The sequence below is a fragment of the Domibacillus antri genome (assembly GCF_001936625.1).
Classification (GTDB): Bacteria; Bacillota; Bacilli; order Bacillales; family Domibacillaceae; genus Domibacillus; species Domibacillus antri.
Map to the genome: position 1 here is coordinate 1 of NZ_MSDU01000047.1, position 18,185 is coordinate 18,185.

The 18,185-nt window shown below is 40.4% G+C and carries 17 protein-coding genes and 1 pseudogene; 4 read left to right on the plus strand and 14 right to left on the minus strand.

Annotated features, from left to right (window positions below; all coding sequences use genetic code 11):
• Positions 1-216: 216 nt before the first annotated feature.
• Genes BTO30_RS14760 through BTO30_RS14775 form a run of 4 tightly spaced genes read right to left on the minus strand, consistent with a single transcriptional unit; the run spans position 217 to position 4,707 of the window.
• On the minus strand, positions 217-1,710 hold the full coding sequence (locus BTO30_RS14760; RefSeq protein WP_075399473.1) for an aldehyde dehydrogenase family protein: 1,494 nt from the start codon (positions 1,708-1,710) through the stop codon (positions 217-219).
• 12 nt (positions 1,711-1,722) lie between these two features.
• Positions 1,723-2,922: a thiolase family protein gene (locus BTO30_RS14765; RefSeq protein ID WP_075399474.1), complete on the minus strand. Its 1,200-nt coding sequence runs from the start codon at positions 2,920-2,922 to the stop codon at positions 1,723-1,725.
• 8 nt (positions 2,923-2,930) lie between these two features.
• Positions 2,931-3,677: a 3-hydroxyacyl-CoA dehydrogenase family protein gene (locus BTO30_RS14770; RefSeq protein ID WP_075399475.1), complete on the minus strand. Its 747-nt coding sequence runs from the start codon at positions 3,675-3,677 to the stop codon at positions 2,931-2,933.
• A complete protein-coding gene (locus BTO30_RS14775) occupies positions 3,667-4,707 on the minus strand; it encodes a 3-hydroxyacyl-CoA dehydrogenase NAD-binding domain-containing protein (protein WP_281248626.1) in 1,041 nt (346 codons plus the stop codon). The genes BTO30_RS14770 and BTO30_RS14775 overlap by 11 nt, the downstream gene beginning before the upstream one ends.
• A 248-nt stretch (positions 4,708-4,955) precedes the next feature.
• Here BTO30_RS14775 and BTO30_RS14780 point away from each other — a divergent pair, with 248 nt between their 5' ends.
• Complete coding sequence (locus BTO30_RS14780) at positions 4,956-5,195, plus strand: ferredoxin (RefSeq protein ID WP_075399476.1); 240 nt, start codon at positions 4,956-4,958, stop codon at positions 5,193-5,195.
• Positions 5,196-5,231: 36 nt separating this feature from the next.
• Positions 5,232-6,044: a methyl-accepting chemotaxis protein gene (locus BTO30_RS14785; protein ID WP_075399477.1), complete on the plus strand. Its 813-nt coding sequence runs from the start codon at positions 5,232-5,234 to the stop codon at positions 6,042-6,044.
• Positions 6,045-6,084: 40 nt separating this feature from the next.
• Here BTO30_RS14785 and BTO30_RS14790 read toward each other — a convergent pair whose 3' ends face one another.
• From BTO30_RS14790 to BTO30_RS14810, 5 genes are all read right to left on the minus strand, one after another.
• Entirely contained in the window at positions 6,085-7,869 is a 1,785-nt protein-coding gene (locus tag BTO30_RS14790) for an adenine deaminase C-terminal domain-containing protein (protein WP_075399478.1), read from the minus strand.
• 456 nt (positions 7,870-8,325) lie between these two features.
• A complete protein-coding gene (locus tag BTO30_RS14795) occupies positions 8,326-8,652 on the minus strand; it encodes a hypothetical protein (protein ID WP_075399479.1) in 327 nt (108 codons plus the stop codon).
• Positions 8,636-9,424, minus strand: coding sequence for a ParA family protein (locus tag BTO30_RS14800; protein ID WP_075399480.1), 789 nt, complete (start codon positions 9,422-9,424; stop codon positions 8,636-8,638). The genes BTO30_RS14795 and BTO30_RS14800 overlap by 17 nt, the downstream gene beginning before the upstream one ends.
• 982 nt (positions 9,425-10,406) lie before the next feature.
• A complete protein-coding gene (locus BTO30_RS14805) occupies positions 10,407-10,862 on the minus strand; it encodes a hypothetical protein (RefSeq protein ID WP_075399481.1) in 456 nt (151 codons plus the stop codon).
• The gene (locus tag BTO30_RS14810; protein ID WP_245796505.1) at positions 10,855-11,673 is read right to left on the minus strand and encodes an AAA family ATPase; all 819 of its coding nucleotides are present in this window, start codon (positions 11,671-11,673) and stop codon (positions 10,855-10,857) included. Before BTO30_RS14810 ends, BTO30_RS14805 begins: the two co-directional genes overlap by 8 nt.
• A gap of 1,012 nt (positions 11,674-12,685) precedes the next feature.
• On the opposite strand from BTO30_RS14810, the gene BTO30_RS14815 reads away from it, so the two are divergent.
• Complete coding sequence (locus BTO30_RS14815) at positions 12,686-13,678, plus strand: helix-turn-helix domain-containing protein (protein WP_075399483.1); 993 nt, start codon at positions 12,686-12,688, stop codon at positions 13,676-13,678.
• Positions 13,679-14,250: 572 nt separating this feature from the next.
• Positions 14,251-14,595 (plus strand): annotated as a pseudogene (locus BTO30_RS18060) (transposase); the annotation flags it as partial.
• Positions 14,596-14,873: 278 nt separating this feature from the next.
• Here the strand turns inward: BTO30_RS18060 and istB are convergent.
• The 5 genes from istB to BTO30_RS14835 form a co-directional block, all read right to left on the minus strand.
• Positions 14,874-15,638: an IS21-like element helper ATPase IstB gene (gene istB / locus BTO30_RS14825; RefSeq protein WP_075399485.1), complete on the minus strand. Its 765-nt coding sequence runs from the start codon at positions 15,636-15,638 to the stop codon at positions 14,874-14,876.
• Entirely contained in the window at positions 15,635-16,150 is a 516-nt protein-coding gene (locus tag BTO30_RS17740) for a hypothetical protein (RefSeq protein WP_245796499.1), read from the minus strand. Before BTO30_RS17740 ends, istB begins: the two co-directional genes overlap by 4 nt.
• A gap of 45 nt (positions 16,151-16,195) precedes the next feature.
• Positions 16,196-16,981 carry a DDE-type integrase/transposase/recombinase gene (locus BTO30_RS17745; RefSeq protein ID WP_245796501.1) on the minus strand — a complete coding sequence of 262 codons (786 nt, stop codon included), beginning with the start codon at positions 16,979-16,981 and terminating at the stop codon, positions 16,196-16,198.
• Positions 16,982-17,018: 37 nt separating this feature from the next.
• The gene (locus BTO30_RS17750; RefSeq protein ID WP_245796503.1) at positions 17,019-17,207 is read right to left on the minus strand and encodes a helix-turn-helix domain-containing protein; all 189 of its coding nucleotides are present in this window, start codon (positions 17,205-17,207) and stop codon (positions 17,019-17,021) included.
• Positions 17,208-17,530: 323 nt separating this feature from the next.
• A complete protein-coding gene (locus BTO30_RS14835; protein ID WP_075399486.1) occupies positions 17,531-18,049 on the minus strand; it encodes a transposase in 519 nt (172 codons plus the stop codon).
• Positions 18,050-18,185: the final 136 nt, after the last annotated feature.

Genomic DNA, 18,185 nt, shown 5'->3' on the forward strand with positions numbered 1-18,185 from the left:
GTGGCTTTGTGGACAGGAAGGTGGATTTCAGCGAGCGGGCCCCGCTTTACAATCGAAAGATTCTCTTTTTTCGTTTCTGTTGCTTGTGTCATGGTCATTCCTCCTAATTTCATTTTCATTATGTTTTATTTAATGTCGTTCTTTATTCATAATATACAATGCCAGTCACTAAAATGCAAGCGTTTTATTGACGATATTTTTAAAAAGATAATGCTTTTACAAACCGAAGAGGTTCAATGGCTTTTCTCCAACATAGGAAACGACACTTTTCGTTTCAGTGTACAGATTTAACGTTTCTACAGCCAACTCACGCCCGAATCCTGACTGCTTATAGCCGCCAAACGGTGTGCCCGGGAAGGCAGAAATAGGGGAATTGACCATTACGATTCCCGCACGGATCGCCGCAGCAACCCGATGCGCTTTGCCATGATCTTTCGTCCAGACAGCTGAACCGAGGCCAAAGATCGAATCATTCGCCTGGCGGATGACGTCTTTTTCATCCGAAAATTTAATCAATACGACAACCGGACCAAACACTTCTTCCTGCGCAATGCGCATATCGTTTGTCACATTTCCAAGGATGGTCGGCATATACCAATGGCCGTTTTCATACTCCGCTCCCACAGGACGCGATCCGCCATACAGCACTTCCGCTCCTTCTTCTTTGGCAATCTGGACATAACCGTCGATCACTTTTTCATGACCAGCGGAAATAACAGCTCCGACATGCGTTCCTTCCGCAAACGGATCGCCCACTTTCAGGTTGTGTGCTTTTGCAACAAATTTTTCAACAAATTCATCATAAATATTTTCATGAATAAACAGGCGGGAACGCGCTTCGCATGATTGGCCTGTATTGTAAAAAATACCGTACAGTGAGCCATTCACTGCTCCGTCAATATCACAGTCATCGAAAACGATGCTTGGTGATTTTCCGCCCAGTTCAAGTGTTATCCGCTTTAATGTGCCGGACGCACGGGCCATGATATCTTTGCCGGTATCTGTTTCGCCGGTGAACGCAATTTTGTCAATACCAGGATGCTCGGTCATAAGGGGCCCGATTTCGGATCCGCTCCCTGTCAACACATTGACAACCCCAGCCGGAACACCCGCTTCGTGGCAAATGTCCGCAAGCATAAATGCGGTTATAGGTGTGTAGCTTGCCGGCTTCAAAATAACCGTACACCCTGCTGCAAGCGCTGGGGCGACTTTCCAAGCTGCCATCATCAATGGATAATTCCACGGAATAATTTGTCCGCACACACCGACCGGCTCTTTTAATGTATAGTTAAAAAACCCGTTCGGCACAGGGTTTACATCCCCTTTAAGCGTCAAAGCGGCAGCCGCATAAAATTCAAAGTCTTCAATTGCCTGTCCGATCTGTCCTTTTGCAGCATCAACTGTTTTTCCGCTGTTTAGCACTTCCGCTTCGACAAGCTCATTAAAACGGCTTCTCATAATCCCAGCAATTTTATTTAAAAGCCCGGCTCTTCTCGCTGCTGTGTAACGCGGCCATTTACCTGTTTCAAATGCAGCACGGGCCGCTTCCACCGTTTTATCCAAATCTTCTTTTGTCGCTTTCGCTACTCTGGCAATGACTTCGCCGGTCGCTGGGTTGTGCGTTTCAAAATACTCACCAGTGCTGCTTTCCACATATTCGCCGTTAATGAATAATTTATACTCGTTTTTAATTGCTGCTGTCACTGTCATTGTAGTTCCCCCTTATAATTTTTCGATAATAAGCGCTTCTCCCTGACCGACACCAATACACATCGTCGCCAGTCCATAGCGGCAGTCTCTGCGCTTCATTTCATGAATAAGCGTGGTCACAATTCTGGCACCGCTGCATCCAAGCGGGTGGCCGAGTGCAATCGCTCCTCCATTTACGTTCACTTTCTCCGGATCAAGACCAAGTTCGTTTATACAGGCAATAGACTGAGAAGCAAAAGCTTCATTTAATTCAATTAGATCTATATCATCACTTGTTAGTCCCGCCCTTTTTAAGGCTTTCTGAACAGCAGGCACAGGACCGATCCCCATGTAGAGCGGATTTACTCCAGCAACCGCAGAAGAAACCACACGGGCGATCGGATGGAGTCCCAATGATTGAGCCATCTCTTTTTCCATGATGAGCAGCGCGCTTGCTCCATCATTGATGCCAGATGAATTCCCTGCTGTCACAGATCCGTTTTCCTTAAACGCAGGATTCAGCTTTTCCAGCTGGCTGATTGTGGCATCAAACCGCGGATGCTCATCTTGTTCAAATATGACCGAATCACCTTTGCGCTGCGGAATGGATACTGGTACGATTTCATCCTGAAAGAGTCCTTCCGTTATCGCTTTTTGCGCTTTATGCTGGCTATTCACCGCAAATGTATCTTGTTCGATACGAGTTACATTGTACTTTTCCGCTACGTTTTCTGCTGTTTCCCCAAGACTGATCGGCTCATAACGATCAGCCATTTTGGGATTGATGAGTCGCCATCCGATCGTTGTATCATGCATGGTCAAATTCCCACGGCTGGAACCATGCTGTGGTTTAGCCATCACATAAGGAGCACGACTCATGCTTTCTGTACCGCCCGCAACAAACACATCGCCAATATCTGCTTTTATGTTGGAAGATGCCATCGAAACAGCCGCAAGCCCTGAAGCACAGAGCCTGTTAACTGTAATACCGGGAACTGTCTCAGGCAGTCCTGCCAGCAGCGCTGCCATTCGTGCGACATTTCGGTTATCTTCGCCTGCCTGATTGGTGCAGCCGAGTATGACATCATCAATCAACGCTTGGTCGATTTTATTTCGTTTTAATAGTTCCGCTACTACATGTGCTGCCAAATCGTCCGGCCGCACATCCCGGAGTGCGCCATTAAATTTGCCAATCGGCGTCCGGATTCCATCTACAATAACTGCTTCTCTCACTCGTTTCCTCATCCCCTTTCATAAAAGCCTCTTCTGGATTTATGGCCGATCCATCCAGCATGAACCATTTTTCTCAACAGCGGTGCCGGTCGATACCGCTCTTCGCCAAGATTTTGGTATAGCCCTCTTAACACAGCGTATACTTCATCTATTCCGATTTTGTCCGCCCATTCAAGCGGTCCGAATGGATAATTTGTCCCTTTTTTCATTGCCATGTCAATATCCTCTGCACTCGCTGCTCCTTCTCCAAGCGCATAAGCTGCTTCGTTAATAATAAGGGATAAGATTCTCGGAAAAACAAAACCCGCTTCATCCTCCACCCATTCAACTTCTTTTCCAATCATTTCAAAGAAAGCTGCGGCTTGTTCTTTATAAACAGATTCCGTCTGTAGTGCAGCCGCCGCTTCGATAAAAGAAAGCTCAGACCACGGGCCGAACAATCCAATTCCAATAACTCTCTCTGGATGCGACAAAAAGGAAGCGGTTTCAGTTATGGATATGCTAATACACGAAGAAAGAATTAAGGTCTCTGCCTCTACCTTGCTTTCAATGTCTTGGAGAACCCGCTTTTTTTCTTCAGTATTTTGAGTAATCGTTTCAATGACCACATCAACCTTTTCCGAGGTTCCCGCTAAGCTTTCTTCCGTTACTATATGGCATCCTTTTTGTTGCAGATCTGCTTTCATTGATTCAACAAGCAAAGCCGAACCGGTCAACATTACCCTATTTAATCCTGTTCCTATATCAGCTTTCATAAGAATAAAACCCCCTGCCCGACTTTCGGCCAAGCTGTCCGGCCTGCACTTTTCGCTGCTGGCTATAGTTTGGACGGAACCGGCTGTCGCCATAGAACCCTTCATGCACTGAAACAGTTGTTGAAAAGTTAATGTCGATGCCGATTAAGTCCTGAAGCTCAAATGGACCCATTTTAAAGCCGCCCGCTTTTTTCATAATCCGGTCAATTTGTTCTGCTGAAGCAGTTCTTTCATTCCGAATCTTTAACGCTTCATTATAGAAAGGTCGGGCGATTCGATTGACAATGAAGCCCGGAGTGTCGCTGCACGAAACGGGGATTTTCCCAATTTCGCGACCCAATTCTGTTAACTTCCGCATGGTATTACCGCTTGTTCGTTCACCTTTGATGACTTCAACCAGGGGCATAAGCGGTACCGGGTTGAAAAAGTGCAGACCTGCTACTTTTTCTGGCCGCTTCGTAATACTTCCTATTTCTGTAACAGAAAATGACGAAGTATTGGTCGCCAGTATCGCTTCTTCGATGCAATGCTTGTCGAGTTCCATAAAAATCTCTTTTTTAATTTCTATTTTTTCAGGTGCTGCTTCGATCACAAACTGGCAGTTTTTCATTTCACTTAAGGCTGTTACCGGCCGAAGCCGTTTTTTTGCTAATTCTGCTTGTTCGACTGTCAGTTTATTTTTCTCCGACAAACGGTCAAGACGACGGTGAATACCGGTAATACTTGATGAAACAATTTCTTCTTTTACATCAAAAAGAATGACATTATATCCACAAACAGCTAAAACCTGTGCAATGCCTGCCCCCATTGTGCCTGATCCAACAACACCCGCTTCATTCCGATGGTTAGCCACTTTCGATACCTCCTCTTCACCTTGGCTGTGTTCTGTCCATTTAATAAACTCAAAAGCACTTTTGCACTTATTGCAATAAAACTGACGGACAAGCTGGGCTGATCCGAAAAGAGACATGAGCGTGACATCATCCGATTCACAAAATGGGCAATGAACCTCTTCATTGTAGCCATCCAATAGCACCACCCCTTTTAATTTATATGTTTTTTTAATTTTCGTTAATATAACATAATACTAAAACACCCTCTTTTTTCTTGTCAAGAAGAATCTTACTTTTCAGATAAATCCCTTTGAATAGTTAATAAAAAAGTACATATACCGAAAATAAATATTAAGATTGACAGTTTTCAAATGATTTTATTATCATAATGTTAATAATCATATCGTAATAAAAACATAATCAAAAAGCTGGAGGAGGGTTTAAAATGACAAAGTATACAATTGTAGACAAAGAAACTTGCATTGCTTGTGGGGCCGCCGCCCCAGATCTTTTCGATTATGATGATGAAGGAATTGCTGAAGCTATTTTAGATGAAAACAAAGGCATCACAGACGTTCCAGAGGAATGGGAAGATAACTTGACCGATGCATTTGAAGGCTGCCCGACAGATTCAATCCGCGTCTCCGATGAACCATTTGACGGTAATCCTAATAAATTTGAATAATAAAAGTTACGCGTCTTCTAAGAGGAGGAAAAAGCTATGTCACTTTTGGATCACTTTGTTACTATTGGTCCATACTTTCATCAGCTCGTGCTGGATGACTGCCATTACACAGTGACAGACACAAAGAAATTCATCGTTTCCGTTCCCAGCAAGACGTTGAAAATGGCTATTAATGTTGGGTACCCGGTAAAAGAAGGCTCCATTTCCGGTTTGGCGATTCAGCAAAGAAAGCAGATCACCCGCCAGGGGAATAAGGAACTTTACGGAATTGCTCATATTGCTGTCTGTACACCCATTTTTGAAAAGGGAGCAGTCATTGGCTGCATTTCAATTGGCTATTCACAAGAAAAAAACGACGAAATCTTCTTATTATCAGAAAATATTGCCGCTATGGTACAGGAGTTAAGTGCCAGTGCTCAATCCTTTTCCGCTTCTTCGCAAGAGCTCGCCGTTCTGAATCAAGGAATGTTTGAATGTTCAGATGTCATGAAAGAAGAAATGGGATCAATCGCCGCTATTACCGATTTCGCATCAAAAATTGCCAAAGAAACAAACATGATCGGTCTAAATGCTTCCATCCAGTCTGCTCATGCTGGTGAATACGGCAAAGGTTTTAGTGTTGTAGCAAAAGAAATTCGCCGAATGGCCGAAAAGTCAAGTGAATCATCCAAAACCATCAAGCAACAAATTTTAAATGTCCAATCTACTGTAAACGCTATTCTTGAATCGATCCAGCAGTCCAGTTCCTTTTCAATGGAACAAGCTGCTGCTTCACAACAATTATCTGCATCGATTGAGGAATTAAATAATATTGCTCAGAAACTGAAGGATTTAGCAAAACTTCATTAACGAAGGCTGTCTCAAGTTTTTTAAGACAGCCTTTTTTCATTTACGCTTTATTTACTTGCATCAATGGGCCCGGCTCTGCTTCAAGCACAATTTCATCTTTTTTCACATCATATAGCCCAAACGGAACGAGCCGCAGTCCCGGCAGGAAGTCACATGTTAAAAACAGCAGCGTGTATAAAATATCATGGAATGGAAAGCCTCGTTTTCGTACCGCTTCTAAAAGCTGCTCGTGGTAGGATGAAGCTTTATCAAATGACGGATCATCAGTCATCATTCCTGTCAACGGCAATGGAATTTCAAGTACAATGTCATCTCCATCGACCACGACAATGCCTCCGCCGATCTCATGCACCCTTGAAGCGGCCTTTGCCATTGAAGACGAATTCCGGCCAACAACAAGCAGTTCAGTTGTCGTGTTATATGTCGAGGCCATCCCATCAAGCGTAACGGCGAACCGTTCCAATATCGCTTTTGAAACCCACTTTCCTTCCCGGTCAATGAGCGCCGCCTGCATCAGCCCTTCATGACTTGAAATATCCGCATATCCATTTACACTCAAAAGCTGAATTTCTTTCCGCTGCGTAATGACATTGCTGCGAAAGTACGAAATGGGAACCGCTTCTTCTTCATCCGTATGCGGGTACTGATAGAGCGTTAAATCACTAAGCACACTCTGTGAAAAAGCAAAAGGTTCTCTGACCACATAATCATTCCAATTAATGGATGGCATATCTGCTTTCAGTGTTCCCTCTTCCGCTACAATTTCGCCGCCTGATATAACGAGTTCCGGACGAAAATCAACAAGATCCGGCAATATTAACAAATCCGCCCGGCGACCAGGTGCAATTCCGCCGATCACATCATCAAGCCGCAAATAAGCGGCAGCATTAATTGTGACCATTTGAAGCGCTGTCATTACAGGAACACCTAAAGCGACTGCCTGTCGAAGCAATCCGTCTACAAACCCTTCTTTTTCAATAAAGGATGGATGGGGTCCATCTGTTGTCATGAGCAACCGGCTCGTGTTGACTTTCCCTTCCGTCAAAATTTTAATAATTTCAGGCAGATCCGGCCGCAAAGAACTATTGCGCAGTGTCGTCCACATACCCAAACGCAGACGGTCAAGAGCCTCTTGGGCGGTGATGGCTTCATGACACGCACTGACCCCCGCTGCCACAATTGAGTTTAGTTTTTCGTAGGAGCAGCCTGCTGTGTGCCCATCTACTACTTTTCCTATCTTTTGCACTGTATCCATCGTATCAAGTAAAAAGGGGTCCCCTTTATATAAAAGCGGCCATCTTGTCACTTCTGCCGTGCCCAAGACCTCTTCAAGGTGGAGAAGCTGCTGAACTTTCTCCGGATCAAACCATTCCCTCTCCCCCTCAAAATCCGCTTGCGAAACAAGGCGGGCAAGCCAGAAAAAATTACCAGGCATTTGGCGCAAATCTTGAACCATTTTTTTAAAGCCGTCCGCCCCCATGTGCAAGTAAAAAAACAAGTTGTCATTCACTGATGTAGTCGTGCCAAGCGGCAGCACTTTTTCGGTCATACTGATAGGGTTATAAAACACCCATGGATGTGCATGAACCTCTATAAAGCCTGGAGAGATATATTTACCACTCGCTTCTATGACGGTCGTTTCATTTCCGATCATATTTTCTCGTTCTCCAACATAAGCAATTGTATCATCAAGCACTGCTACGTTTTGCTTGATCATTTCCCCCGAATAAACATTTAATACTATTCCACCTTTAATAAATAGCTTTGCTTTCCTTTTCCCTTTCGCTGTTTCAATCAATTCCCTCCGGTCAGCCTGAATATTCATTTCATCATCCCTTTCATTCCATAACCTTTTATTCAACATCGTGTTAATAACATAATATATTTTTCTTTGTTTATCTGCAAATAAAATTAAAAGAAGTTGGCCTGTTTTTTAACAAATTACTGTTAATAACTTGATCCCTCCTTTAAAAATAAAAAACCATCATGAAAACAAACACCTTATACAGGCGTATTGATTTCATGACGGCGCAAACATTACTAAATATCCCCAAAATACCAATCCAATTATTAAACATTATAGATAGAGGCACAACAGTTATTGTTAGGCTTCGCACTTATCGTATGGTTTGCTGGAGAAGGCAAACAGCTAAAAAAGTTTTTAACAGTCAAATAAAGATTTTTCCGACTATGATTTAAAGTAATTCGACCGTCAGCTCACTTTATTCGGTCTCTTCAGCAATGTCTTTCCACTGCAGACAGCTTTTTTGTATGTTCTTATCTACTTTAAAACATTCTTCAAAAAATTATTAATCAGCTCCGATTTTGCTCCCTTCCCGTGTTCCTTCCCGAACTTATCCAATTTCCGTGCAACATCCTCATCTATATACGTGCTGATCTGTCTCTTTTTTACTTGTTTGGGTTTATTCGTCACTGAATCCAAAATGTCATTTAGACTTGCAGCTGATTGGTTCTCTTCATGAATATTATGATCAATGTTCTCATTAGTATCCTGGTTAGTACTGATGTTAGTTTCATTTCGTCTATTAGTGTTATGCTCATTAGCAACTGCACCGAACCCCGCTAACCCTTTACTTTGTTTGCTCATTTTTTTGGATCTCCTTCCATAGCTCGTAGTAACTATTCGCAACATCGTTCGATTTCTTTCCCAATGTTGCCGGCACATTTTCATAAGCAACACTGCTCGCAAAGCGGATACTCCTAGGAATATAGGCATCAAACAAATGGATTTCGCTTTCTGCACAATATCTTCTTGTTTCCTGCATGACCTGCTGATGTAAGATCGTTTGAAAATTGACCATTGTGCCGACAACACCCAGCACATGAAGGGAAGGATTGAATTGCGCTTTAAAATCATCAATGGTTCCAAGAACTTTCACCAAAGACCTCATGGAGTAGCTTTCAGGGGAAAACGGAATCAATACAGAATCCGCAAAAGCAAAGACATTGCCCACCATCAGTGACAGTGAAGGTGGGGTATCGATTAAAATATAATCGTAATCCTTCTTCAATTCGCTGCACGTGTCTTTCATAATGGTAAACGGTGTTTTATATTTTTTGTTATTGCCGATCACTTCAAAATCAAATCCAATCAGATCATCGTTGCTCGGTAAAATGTCCAAGTTTTCATGAACATTCACAACCGCAGAAGATGGAGTCAGCTCTTCAATTAATACATCATACAGACTTTCCGTAAATTCATCCGGATTCTTTCCAAAAGTTAGACTGACATTGCTTTGATTATCTGAATCTATAATGAGTACTTTGTTCCCTTCTGACGCCAGCACGCCCGCTAAATTAGTCGCTGTAGTTGTTTTTAAAGAACCGCCCTTATTATTGTTAACAGCAATCACTTTCACTTTTTTGCCCCCTTATTCTCCCCTTCTGCACAATATTCAAAATCACATTATGTTCTTGTACACTTTTCAAAATAGGTTTTTAAATAGGATATTAATGTCTCACTATAATATTCGTGTTAGAAAAAATTTTAATACTAGTATCTGATAAATAATTAAACTTGCGCTTATGATCAATTCAAATCACAGTGTTCATATGATTATTGATATTAATACTAAAATTAGTACTAATTACAATGTTAATCTTAAAAGGAAGAAGATCTGGCTTTCAAAAGCATCCTTATGCTGAGACATTAGCTTACTATTAGTATTGATGTTAAAACTAACGTTAGTACTAACGGCAGTAAAGATTCCTACTTAAAATTTATACTGAAGTAAAATTACATTAGAGTTGTGACCAAGATTCGTTATTATATCAGTAACAATATAGCAGTTAAGAATAGTGCTAACCTTAGTTGCAACGTGAATACTCGATTTAAAATAAACTGGATGTTTTAATTAATATTCATATTGATGATAAAAAAGGGACTAAAGCTGTCATAAAGGTCACAGTCAAAAACAGTCATCATATTAATGTCAGTATGAAATAAGAAATCCATCCATTAAAATATACAAAAGTAGAAATTTCCACTTTTGTTAACTTTAAAGCATTTTTAAAACGTTGATTTAACAAGGTTTTTCTACTAATAATCAAAAAAATTTTATCAAATTGGATAAATACATAATTCCACCTGTGCAAGAAATAAAAACTTTTCTTCATAAGTAGAAATTTCTACTTATGAAGGAAAATGATTTAACAATTACTTGATTGGCTTTCAAGTTCGGTCGTAATCTAATTCAATGTCATAGGATTTTCGAGCATGATGGAAAATAAAATGGGGAGGGGACAGGTAGTGAATAGCAAAAAACAGCAATCATAGAATATTCCAATAGGGGTATGAAAGAAAAAAGCTGCTAACATTCACTTTAGTTAGCAGCACGGTTGTTAATTTTCGTTTAAAAATTCACTCATATACTCAAACTGTTTTTTCTGGCGATCTGATAATTCAGTCGAAACATAATGAGTAATCAATTGATCGAGAATAGCATATGTTTTTGATTCATCCATAAACTTCCCCAATACACTTATTTGTGTATGTAATTTTGCCGGAACCTTTATCGATTTAACCGCATTTTTCTTTCCGACTACTGATTTTCTTGTTTTTTTCTCCTCGGGATTTGGAGGATCCATTTTTATTTTCTCGGGCTGCTTTTTGGTCGCCTGAGATTCGAATTTATTCTCAACTTTTTCATTTATTTCTGTTTTATCTGCTGAAGAGGCTGCAGGTGAAAATTTAAAAGGATCTTTTAACTGATTAAATTGAATAGGCTCAGGCTTAGGCATCTTATTTTTCTTTTTGGTCTGTATTAAAGCACCTTTTATATTTTCGTTGTTACTCATCCAGGTCACCTTCACCTTCAAAATGGTCTATTTTCTCCAGCATTTCCTGTACGACGTTGATAAATACTTGGTGAGCTTTTTTATCGTGCTGATCTTGATTAGCAATCCCGGTTACATCCCACGCCTTTAAGCGTTCCAGGTGCTTAACATAATTTTCATAGACGTTGTCTGTCCCGAATATATCCTGTGCTCTCTCAACAGTAGACATATCTACTCGTCCGCCAGCGCGAAGCAATACTGGAAGAACACCGACTACCTGAATATCTGCATCATATTCATCCGCCATAAATTGAAGGTAGGACACATATGTTTCTGCACCTTCCAAAGAGAGCTCTTGGGCTTGAAGAATGATTAAAACATAATCCGCAGCCATCATGGCATTGTCCGAATAATCACTGATAGTTGGAGGAACATCGATGAAAATATAATCGTATTTATTCTTTATAGGTTCAAGCAACTGCTTTAAATAAGTGATCTGTTGAATATCCTCTGAAAATTTACTGTATAAAAATTTCGGCAAGTTTTTAAATGAAACTGCTGCAGGGATTAAGTCCAGATTTTCATTAACGTTTATAATCGTATTCGATAAATCGCCTGCGTTAAACCCTTCAAAAATTGTAGCTCCTATATTACTAATTCCAGATGAACGTGCAACAAGAGTAGTGGCATTAGCTTGAGGATCCATATCAATCAATAACACTTTTTTATTAAACTCATAAGCAAGTTCCCATGATGCCATAACCGCAACTTTTGTTTTTCCCACTCCACCTTTAAAGTTTCCTACCACAATTGTTTTAGCAGCCATTTTAATCTCCCTTTCACATACATTCAAATTCTGAACAAATTTCCACCTAACAAATTTCCACCTTTGTATATCTTAACATAAGTAGAACTATGATGAAAAGAATAATTGGAAAGGATTTCGTTAAATTAAAGGCTGTATCGCTATTTATTATAACCATACACATTTGTAACATAATTGTAATATTTCATTCATTTCGACAGAATATTCTCGCACAAGTAGAAATTTCTACTTTTCTACTTGTGAAGGAAAGTCATTCTTTCTCGCATAGGTGGAAATTTCTACTTTTCTACTTGTGAAGGAAAGTCATTCTTTCTCGCATAGGTGGAAATTTCTACTTTTTTGATTTCTTATATTGTATAGAAGGAGGATTTAAAAGCATTTGGACAATGATATATACACAAATATTCTCGCACAAGTAGAAATTGGAAAGTGATTATTTCTCGCATAAGTGGAAATTTCTACTTTTCTACTTGTGTAGGAAAGTCATTATTTCTCGCATAAGTGGAAATTTCTACTTTTCTACTTGTGTAGGAAAGTGATTATTTCTCGCATAAGTGGAAATTTCTACTTTTGCGAGAAAAAAGGCGCAAAACCCTTATTTTATGCGTTTTACAAGTCTAAAAATTTATTGTAATGTGAGATCAATAGAAAAAAGCTGTCACTTATCATCGAGATCTGAAGTATCGACAGCAAATACAATATTAATCTTAAAATAGAAGAGACCTTAACTTGCATTATCTATCTAAATAAAATTCATTTTTATCAAAAAACTAAAAACAAAATAAAAAAGGCAAAAGCGTGTTAAGTAGGTGTTGGTAGCACCCCTTAACCGTCCACCGTGCACAACCACGGTAAACACCTGCTCTTACCTTTGATAACTTATTTATGATTGTATTTTATGATAAATAACGTTTTAAATCAATGGGAAAGTCTGCCCTTTTTGAGAACTCAGAAAGGCGTGTTTACCGTATTTACCGGTAAATACGCCTTTTTTGTTGTTAGAAAGGAGCTCCTCTGTATGTGTGAACATAAAATTTTGTCCAACGACGAATTTCAAACAATGCAGCAGTATAAACCATTCACGGTGAATCATGCACAGCAGCAAGAAACAAAGCTATCTCTTTTACATTCTGTCATTGCAGCATACGGTGAAAAATTTTACCGTTTAAAAGAGGGGACTCGAAAGTCTATTGAGATGATCTGCTGGTTTGCGGCTGAAAAGGGATATTGCTTTGCCGGTGATGAGTATTTCGCTGAGCGATTTAATGTTACTGATAAAACGATCCGTAACATCTTTAAAAAGCTTCGTGATCATGGACTTGTCAAAACTGTATACCGCCGTTCAACCACTCAAAATGGTTTAGGAGCACCAATACATTTGTTCGTTCAACATCCATATTTTAAACAATGGATAGAGCTGCTTCAATTGAATGATTTCCAAGCTGATTTCCAAGCTGAAAACGATGAAATCCCTTGTGAGAGTAGGGAGAAACATCTAAAAAAAGTTTCTACCAAGTATTTATCTTTTAATAAAAATCTCTTAAAAATCTTACGTAAAGAGAACCGTCTGGGAATCACGTATACACCAAAAAATGTTCCTCAAATATTTATAAAAGCAGTGAAGCCTTTTTTCAATGAGGCAGAAAATGTTTATTCACTTTGGGGGAAAGTCTTGCTTGCATATAAGAAGTTCAGCCTTGCCAATCCAATTACCGATTACACGAATGTCGCGATAGATGCATTCAAACAGACTGTTTTTGCCCATAAGCATCGAAAAATCAAGAAAGATTTTAAAGGCTATTTTTATGGGACGCTTATGAATATGTTTACGTACAAAAAGCGAGAAGAAGCATTTGAAAGCCATCCTTTAATTTTCAACTGGCTCGAAAAAAAGAATGATGCTGTTTTAACTATGAAAGATAAGGGGACAAACTGGCGAAAAGACATAGCAGAATTGATAGCAAAAGAGGAACAAATGTATGCATTTTCTGAAAAGGAGATACCTTATTAATTTTTATTTAAACGAAAGAATATTGAATTTTGCATTGTGTGTAAAATTCACGTAATTATTTTATTCAAAGACGATTATAAAACATTTTTTTCCTCAAATCCAGGAGTATACTCTAATAATCTAATCGAAAACTTTGCTGGCAGCTAAAGTGGCCTCTTATCAAATAGAGCACCTCTTTTTTTAAAGCGGAGAGCAGGGAGAGAAAGTGCTGTCTAAGATTTATTCTCTTTTAATTCACACTCTTTATTCTAAGGGATAAAAAATTGTCTGAACTAAAAAAGGCAAAGGCAACCGTATTGGCTGTTAGGCTTCACAAGTGCTTCATTGAATAAAGTCAAAAATGGAGCCGCGTTTTAAGGTACAGCGCGATCTTATCCAATCGTAGACGATCAAATAGACAACTGGCGATATTTCTGTGCTAGATCAGCAAATAAAACTGCCGAAGCTTAGACTCGTCCGCTTCAATAAAAGACGGGAAGTAGATGGGCGAATTTTAAGTGCCACTCATGTAGAACAAAGCAGAAACTATTGCTAGCGGAAACGGAAAGTGCTCCTAAGAGCCAAAAACCGGCTCTATTGTTGGACTGGACCATGGGTTGAAAAAATTTATTGTATTGTCTGAGGGAACCATGTATCTAAAGTCCCCCTGGTTACGTACGCTGGAAAAGAAGGTTGCTAAAGAACAGCACATTCCCTCCCGCTCCAGGAAGCGAAAAACTACTAGAAGCAGAAGTAGAAAGTCGCATGCATCTATAAGAAAATCCGGAACATCCAAGCTGATTTTACTTCACAAGGACTCATCTGAAATTATTAAAAGCCACAATGTGATTTGGATCGAGGATCTGCAGGTGTCAAGTATGTTTAAAGCAGTCTCCTGGGCATCGAGAACATTTACCTTTAGCCAACTGCGGACATAAGCATAAAGAAGCAAAAAGTCTGGCTGTTTGTAAATGAGACTCCCCACATTGCAATTTTTATAAAAAATTCGCACCATTTTGAAAAAAAGTTTGATAATTCGGAATAAAGATTGATCAAAATTTCTGTCAGGATAATAGGATCGTTTCTTAATAAACTAACCAGGCAGCTTAGTATAAAAAAGTCAGTTGAGAGCTGAAAACTCTTGGGAAGTGAATTTATTGGCAAATAGTATATGGGAAGCTGTGACCGTCAATACCAAAGACACAATCTACGATATTTAATTTGAAACATTCTCCGAGCCGAAAATCGTTTTGCGGTGTTTCATTCTATAGCTGTCGCCATTCAAGTGAAGAATTTCCACACGATGGACAATTCTGTCCAAAATGGCCGTTGTAATAGCCGGATCTCCCAATAATTCGCCCCATTCCTTTGGGGCCTTATTGGACGTCAAAATAATGGATGCCTTTTCATGCAAGTCGTTAATCAGGTGAAAAAATAAATTTGCTTCCTCCTGGTCCATTGCCATAAACATCAGGTCATCGATAATGACGATATCCGCCTCGCGGATGCGCTTAAGCCGTGCTTTCGACTTTCTTGTGATTTCCTCCGTTTTTAGCACCTGTACAAGATCACCCATTGATGTGAAGATCACTTTGTACCCGCTCTCAACAGCGACAATACCCAGACCGATGGCCAGATGGGTTTTGCCGACGCCTGGCGGCCCCAGGAGGACCAGGTTGTAAAGCTGCTCTACCCACAGAAGATCTGCCAGCTGGTTTAATTGCTTTTTGCTTAGAGACTGCTGCTCCGCCAGATTGAATTCCTTCAGTGTCTTATGATCCGGAAATGCCGCCCACTTCATCCTTTTTTCCACTTGCTTTTCATCCCGCCTCTTTTGCTCATAGCTCATTACACTTGCTAAAAAATGCGCATAGGAAGCGTCTTGCTGCTCAGCTGCCTGAAGCAGTTCAGGCAGCTGGCGGGCTGTTTCAGAAAGCCGCAGGCTTCTCATCATGTCTCTTAACTCTGTCAGCTGCGTCACAGATTTCCATCCCCTTCCAATATAGCATAATAAGTGTCCATATCACGTTTTCCTGCTTGGGTCTCCATAACCCATGAAGAAGAAAGAGGGGATGGCGGCACCTTAGAGACAGAGGAATGAGCCGATGTTTCATGAGACACTCGCTGTCGCTCAAGGTATGAAATGACATCGCTAAAATCTGTTGCACTGTAAAGTTTCCGTTTCATGCACTCTTCAAGCGCTGCCTGCACAAGCGCAGCTGGATAAACGTCAATCTGTCTCGCCACCATTTGTAGTTGGTCGCGCACATAGCGCGGATACTTTTCACGAATTTTCTCCAGGAATACAGCTGCCAGCTTATCATTTTCGAAACAGGATGCAATACTTTGAATGTACGCATTGATGCCTTTCGAACGGTCTCTTTGGTGCTGCCTGTCCAAAATAAGTTTGCCTTTTTCAAGAGAGATCACATGCATGGTCAATATTTCTCCATCCATGCTTGAAATCACCAGCTCTTGGTCATCTGTTTCCAAAAGACGGACTTCCTTATGCCTATGAAAGGTTCCAAGCGGCAGGGACTAGCGGTTGGCTAAGTACCGTACGGTATTGTCCTTACGCACGGACCTTGCTATACTGTTGTCATAGGTTTGATGAACCTGTATCATGTTCGGGACTGGCTTTAAGTGTTGCTTTTCGACGAGAAACACTTCTGCCGGTCTTTTTTTTGTTGTATTATGGACTTTTGCATTTCCTGTCCGGTTCAGCCAGCTAACGCCTTGGTCATTAAATGAATCAATTGTATGGAAAACACGATGTTTCGCAAAATTAGATTTAACAAAACCAACGACATTTTCAATCTTTCCCTTACTTTCAGGGTCTGCCTTCTTGCATACCCGCATGTTAAATCCGCGCTTGTCACGATATGTCTGGAATTCTTCTGTTAAGATTAAATCTCCTCCATTCTCGCTCACCACAATCAGGTTGTCCTGATCATATACCAGCTCTTTGGGCATTCCGCCATACCACTGAAAAGCCAGCTCATGCGCTTCAATCACATCTTTCGTTGTAAATGGGCGGTCTAGCCATCTCTTGTACTTATAGCGAGAGTGCGAAAGAACAAATGCGATAAAGTAGAGCTTGATTTCTCCTCCGGAGACTTTTTTATTTTGGGTTGTACCGAAATCAACCTGTCCCTGTTCGCCCATTGGCGGATCTGGAACAGCCTCATAAGAACGCGGAGCCGTTTCTTTTGGAATCTGGTACTCTTCCCGCAAGACGCGTACATAATTTCGTACTGTGCTTTCTGACACCTCGAAAGAAGAGTCTCGCTCAAGCAGCCAGTCATAAACCTGGGATGCATTCATATCAGGATGCTTGCGCAGCCAGGAAAGAATCCGGTCTTTATGTACATCCAGCTTTTTTTTCCCTCATTTGAATGGAATCCATCCATTCCGCCATCTCTTTCGGGTTTCTCTTCAAATATCGATAGATCGTAGATCGTGAGATCCCCAGCTTTTTAGCCACTTTTGTCTTACTGAATCCCTGTTTCAATAATTGATTAATTTCCATGTACACTTCCCATTTATCCACCTTTCAGCCCTCCATCACTGCTTCAACAAGTTTTTTATTATCATACAGTGATGAGAGAGTCATTTTTAGTCTTTTTCAAGAAAGAGAGTAGAGAAATGTTTCATTTAATCTATCGTGTGTATTTCGCAACTGAAAAGTGAGCCATTTATTAATTAAAAATTGAGCCACTAAGATTGACTATTTTCAATCCACTCTTTTGTTTCTAAAATTCGATAAGATGGTCCCACCATATAAATGTCAAGATGAACATGGTTCTTACGCAATTCTGGTGAATTGATTTGTAAGGTAAGGTCAATAGGCACGCAAATTATTTTTAAATAATTTCACAATCTGTAGAGAACTCTTTTCTCTAATATTTCTAAACCAGCTCTTCCATAAGTCATGCGCTTAATAGTCTTTAACCGATTAATTTGCCCTTCGAGCAATCCATTGCTATATGGGGTGAGGAAGGCATTTTTCACAGCCTGAAGATCACTCCGCAGCCTGAAAGCATAATGGTAAAAAGCATTTTCCCTGCTGGATAACTGCTCACGGAGCCAGCTCAAAAACATGTCCCAATCCCTTGCTTCTATTGCTTTACGATAGACCTGGATATTGTCATAAAGAAACTTAACAGGCGGGTACATTTCAAAACACTGGATCAGATGACTTTGTTCATCCACACTTAGTTCTTCATTTGATTTCCAAATCCAGGAACCAAGCTGTCTTCTGTTTATTCGCTTTTGCGAATTTCTTTGTAAACTGTATTTACGCTCTTTCCGGATTTTTATCACAAGGGTACTGACGGCAGAGAGTGTCCCTTGATATCCTTGCGTTTGAATCGTGTGGAAGATTTTCTTCACGGTATTCCCAGCCTGTTCGAGTTCAATGATCTGTTCTTTGAATACATCTGTTGCCTTAAAGCGCCTGCGTGAAAATACAGGTGGTTCATTCAGATTGAGATAAGTAGGGGTACTATGTCAATAAAATGGACAGAGT

What these genes read in the sequence shown, in the direction of transcription:
- BTO30_RS14805 (WP_075399481.1), bottom strand. Translation starts at nt 10,862, where the DNA reads ATGAGTAACAACGAAAATATAAAAGGTGCTTTAATACAGACCAAAAAG.
- BTO30_RS14760 (WP_075399473.1), bottom strand. Translation starts at nt 1,710, where the DNA reads ATGACAGTGACAGCAGCAATTAAAAACGAGTATAAATTATTCATTAAC.
- BTO30_RS14780 (WP_075399476.1), top strand. Translation starts at nt 4,956, where the DNA reads ATGACAAAGTATACAATTGTAGACAAAGAAACTTGCATTGCTTGTGGG.
- BTO30_RS14770 (WP_075399475.1), bottom strand. Translation starts at nt 3,677, where the DNA reads ATGAAAGCTGATATAGGAACAGGATTAAATAGGGTAATGTTGACCGGT.
- BTO30_RS14790 (WP_075399478.1), bottom strand. Translation starts at nt 7,869, where the DNA reads ATGAATATTCAGGCTGACCGGAGGGAATTGATTGAAACAGCGAAAGGG.
- BTO30_RS14815 (WP_075399483.1), top strand. Translation starts at nt 12,686, where the DNA reads ATGTGTGAACATAAAATTTTGTCCAACGACGAATTTCAAACAATGCAG.
- BTO30_RS17745 (WP_245796501.1), bottom strand. Translation starts at nt 16,981, where the DNA reads ATGAATGCATCCCAGGTTTATGACTGGCTGCTTGAGCGAGACTCTTCT.
- BTO30_RS14795 (WP_075399479.1), bottom strand. Translation starts at nt 8,652, where the DNA reads ATGAGCAAACAAAGTAAAGGGTTAGCGGGGTTCGGTGCAGTTGCTAAT.
- BTO30_RS14785 (WP_075399477.1), top strand. Translation starts at nt 5,232, where the DNA reads ATGTCACTTTTGGATCACTTTGTTACTATTGGTCCATACTTTCATCAG.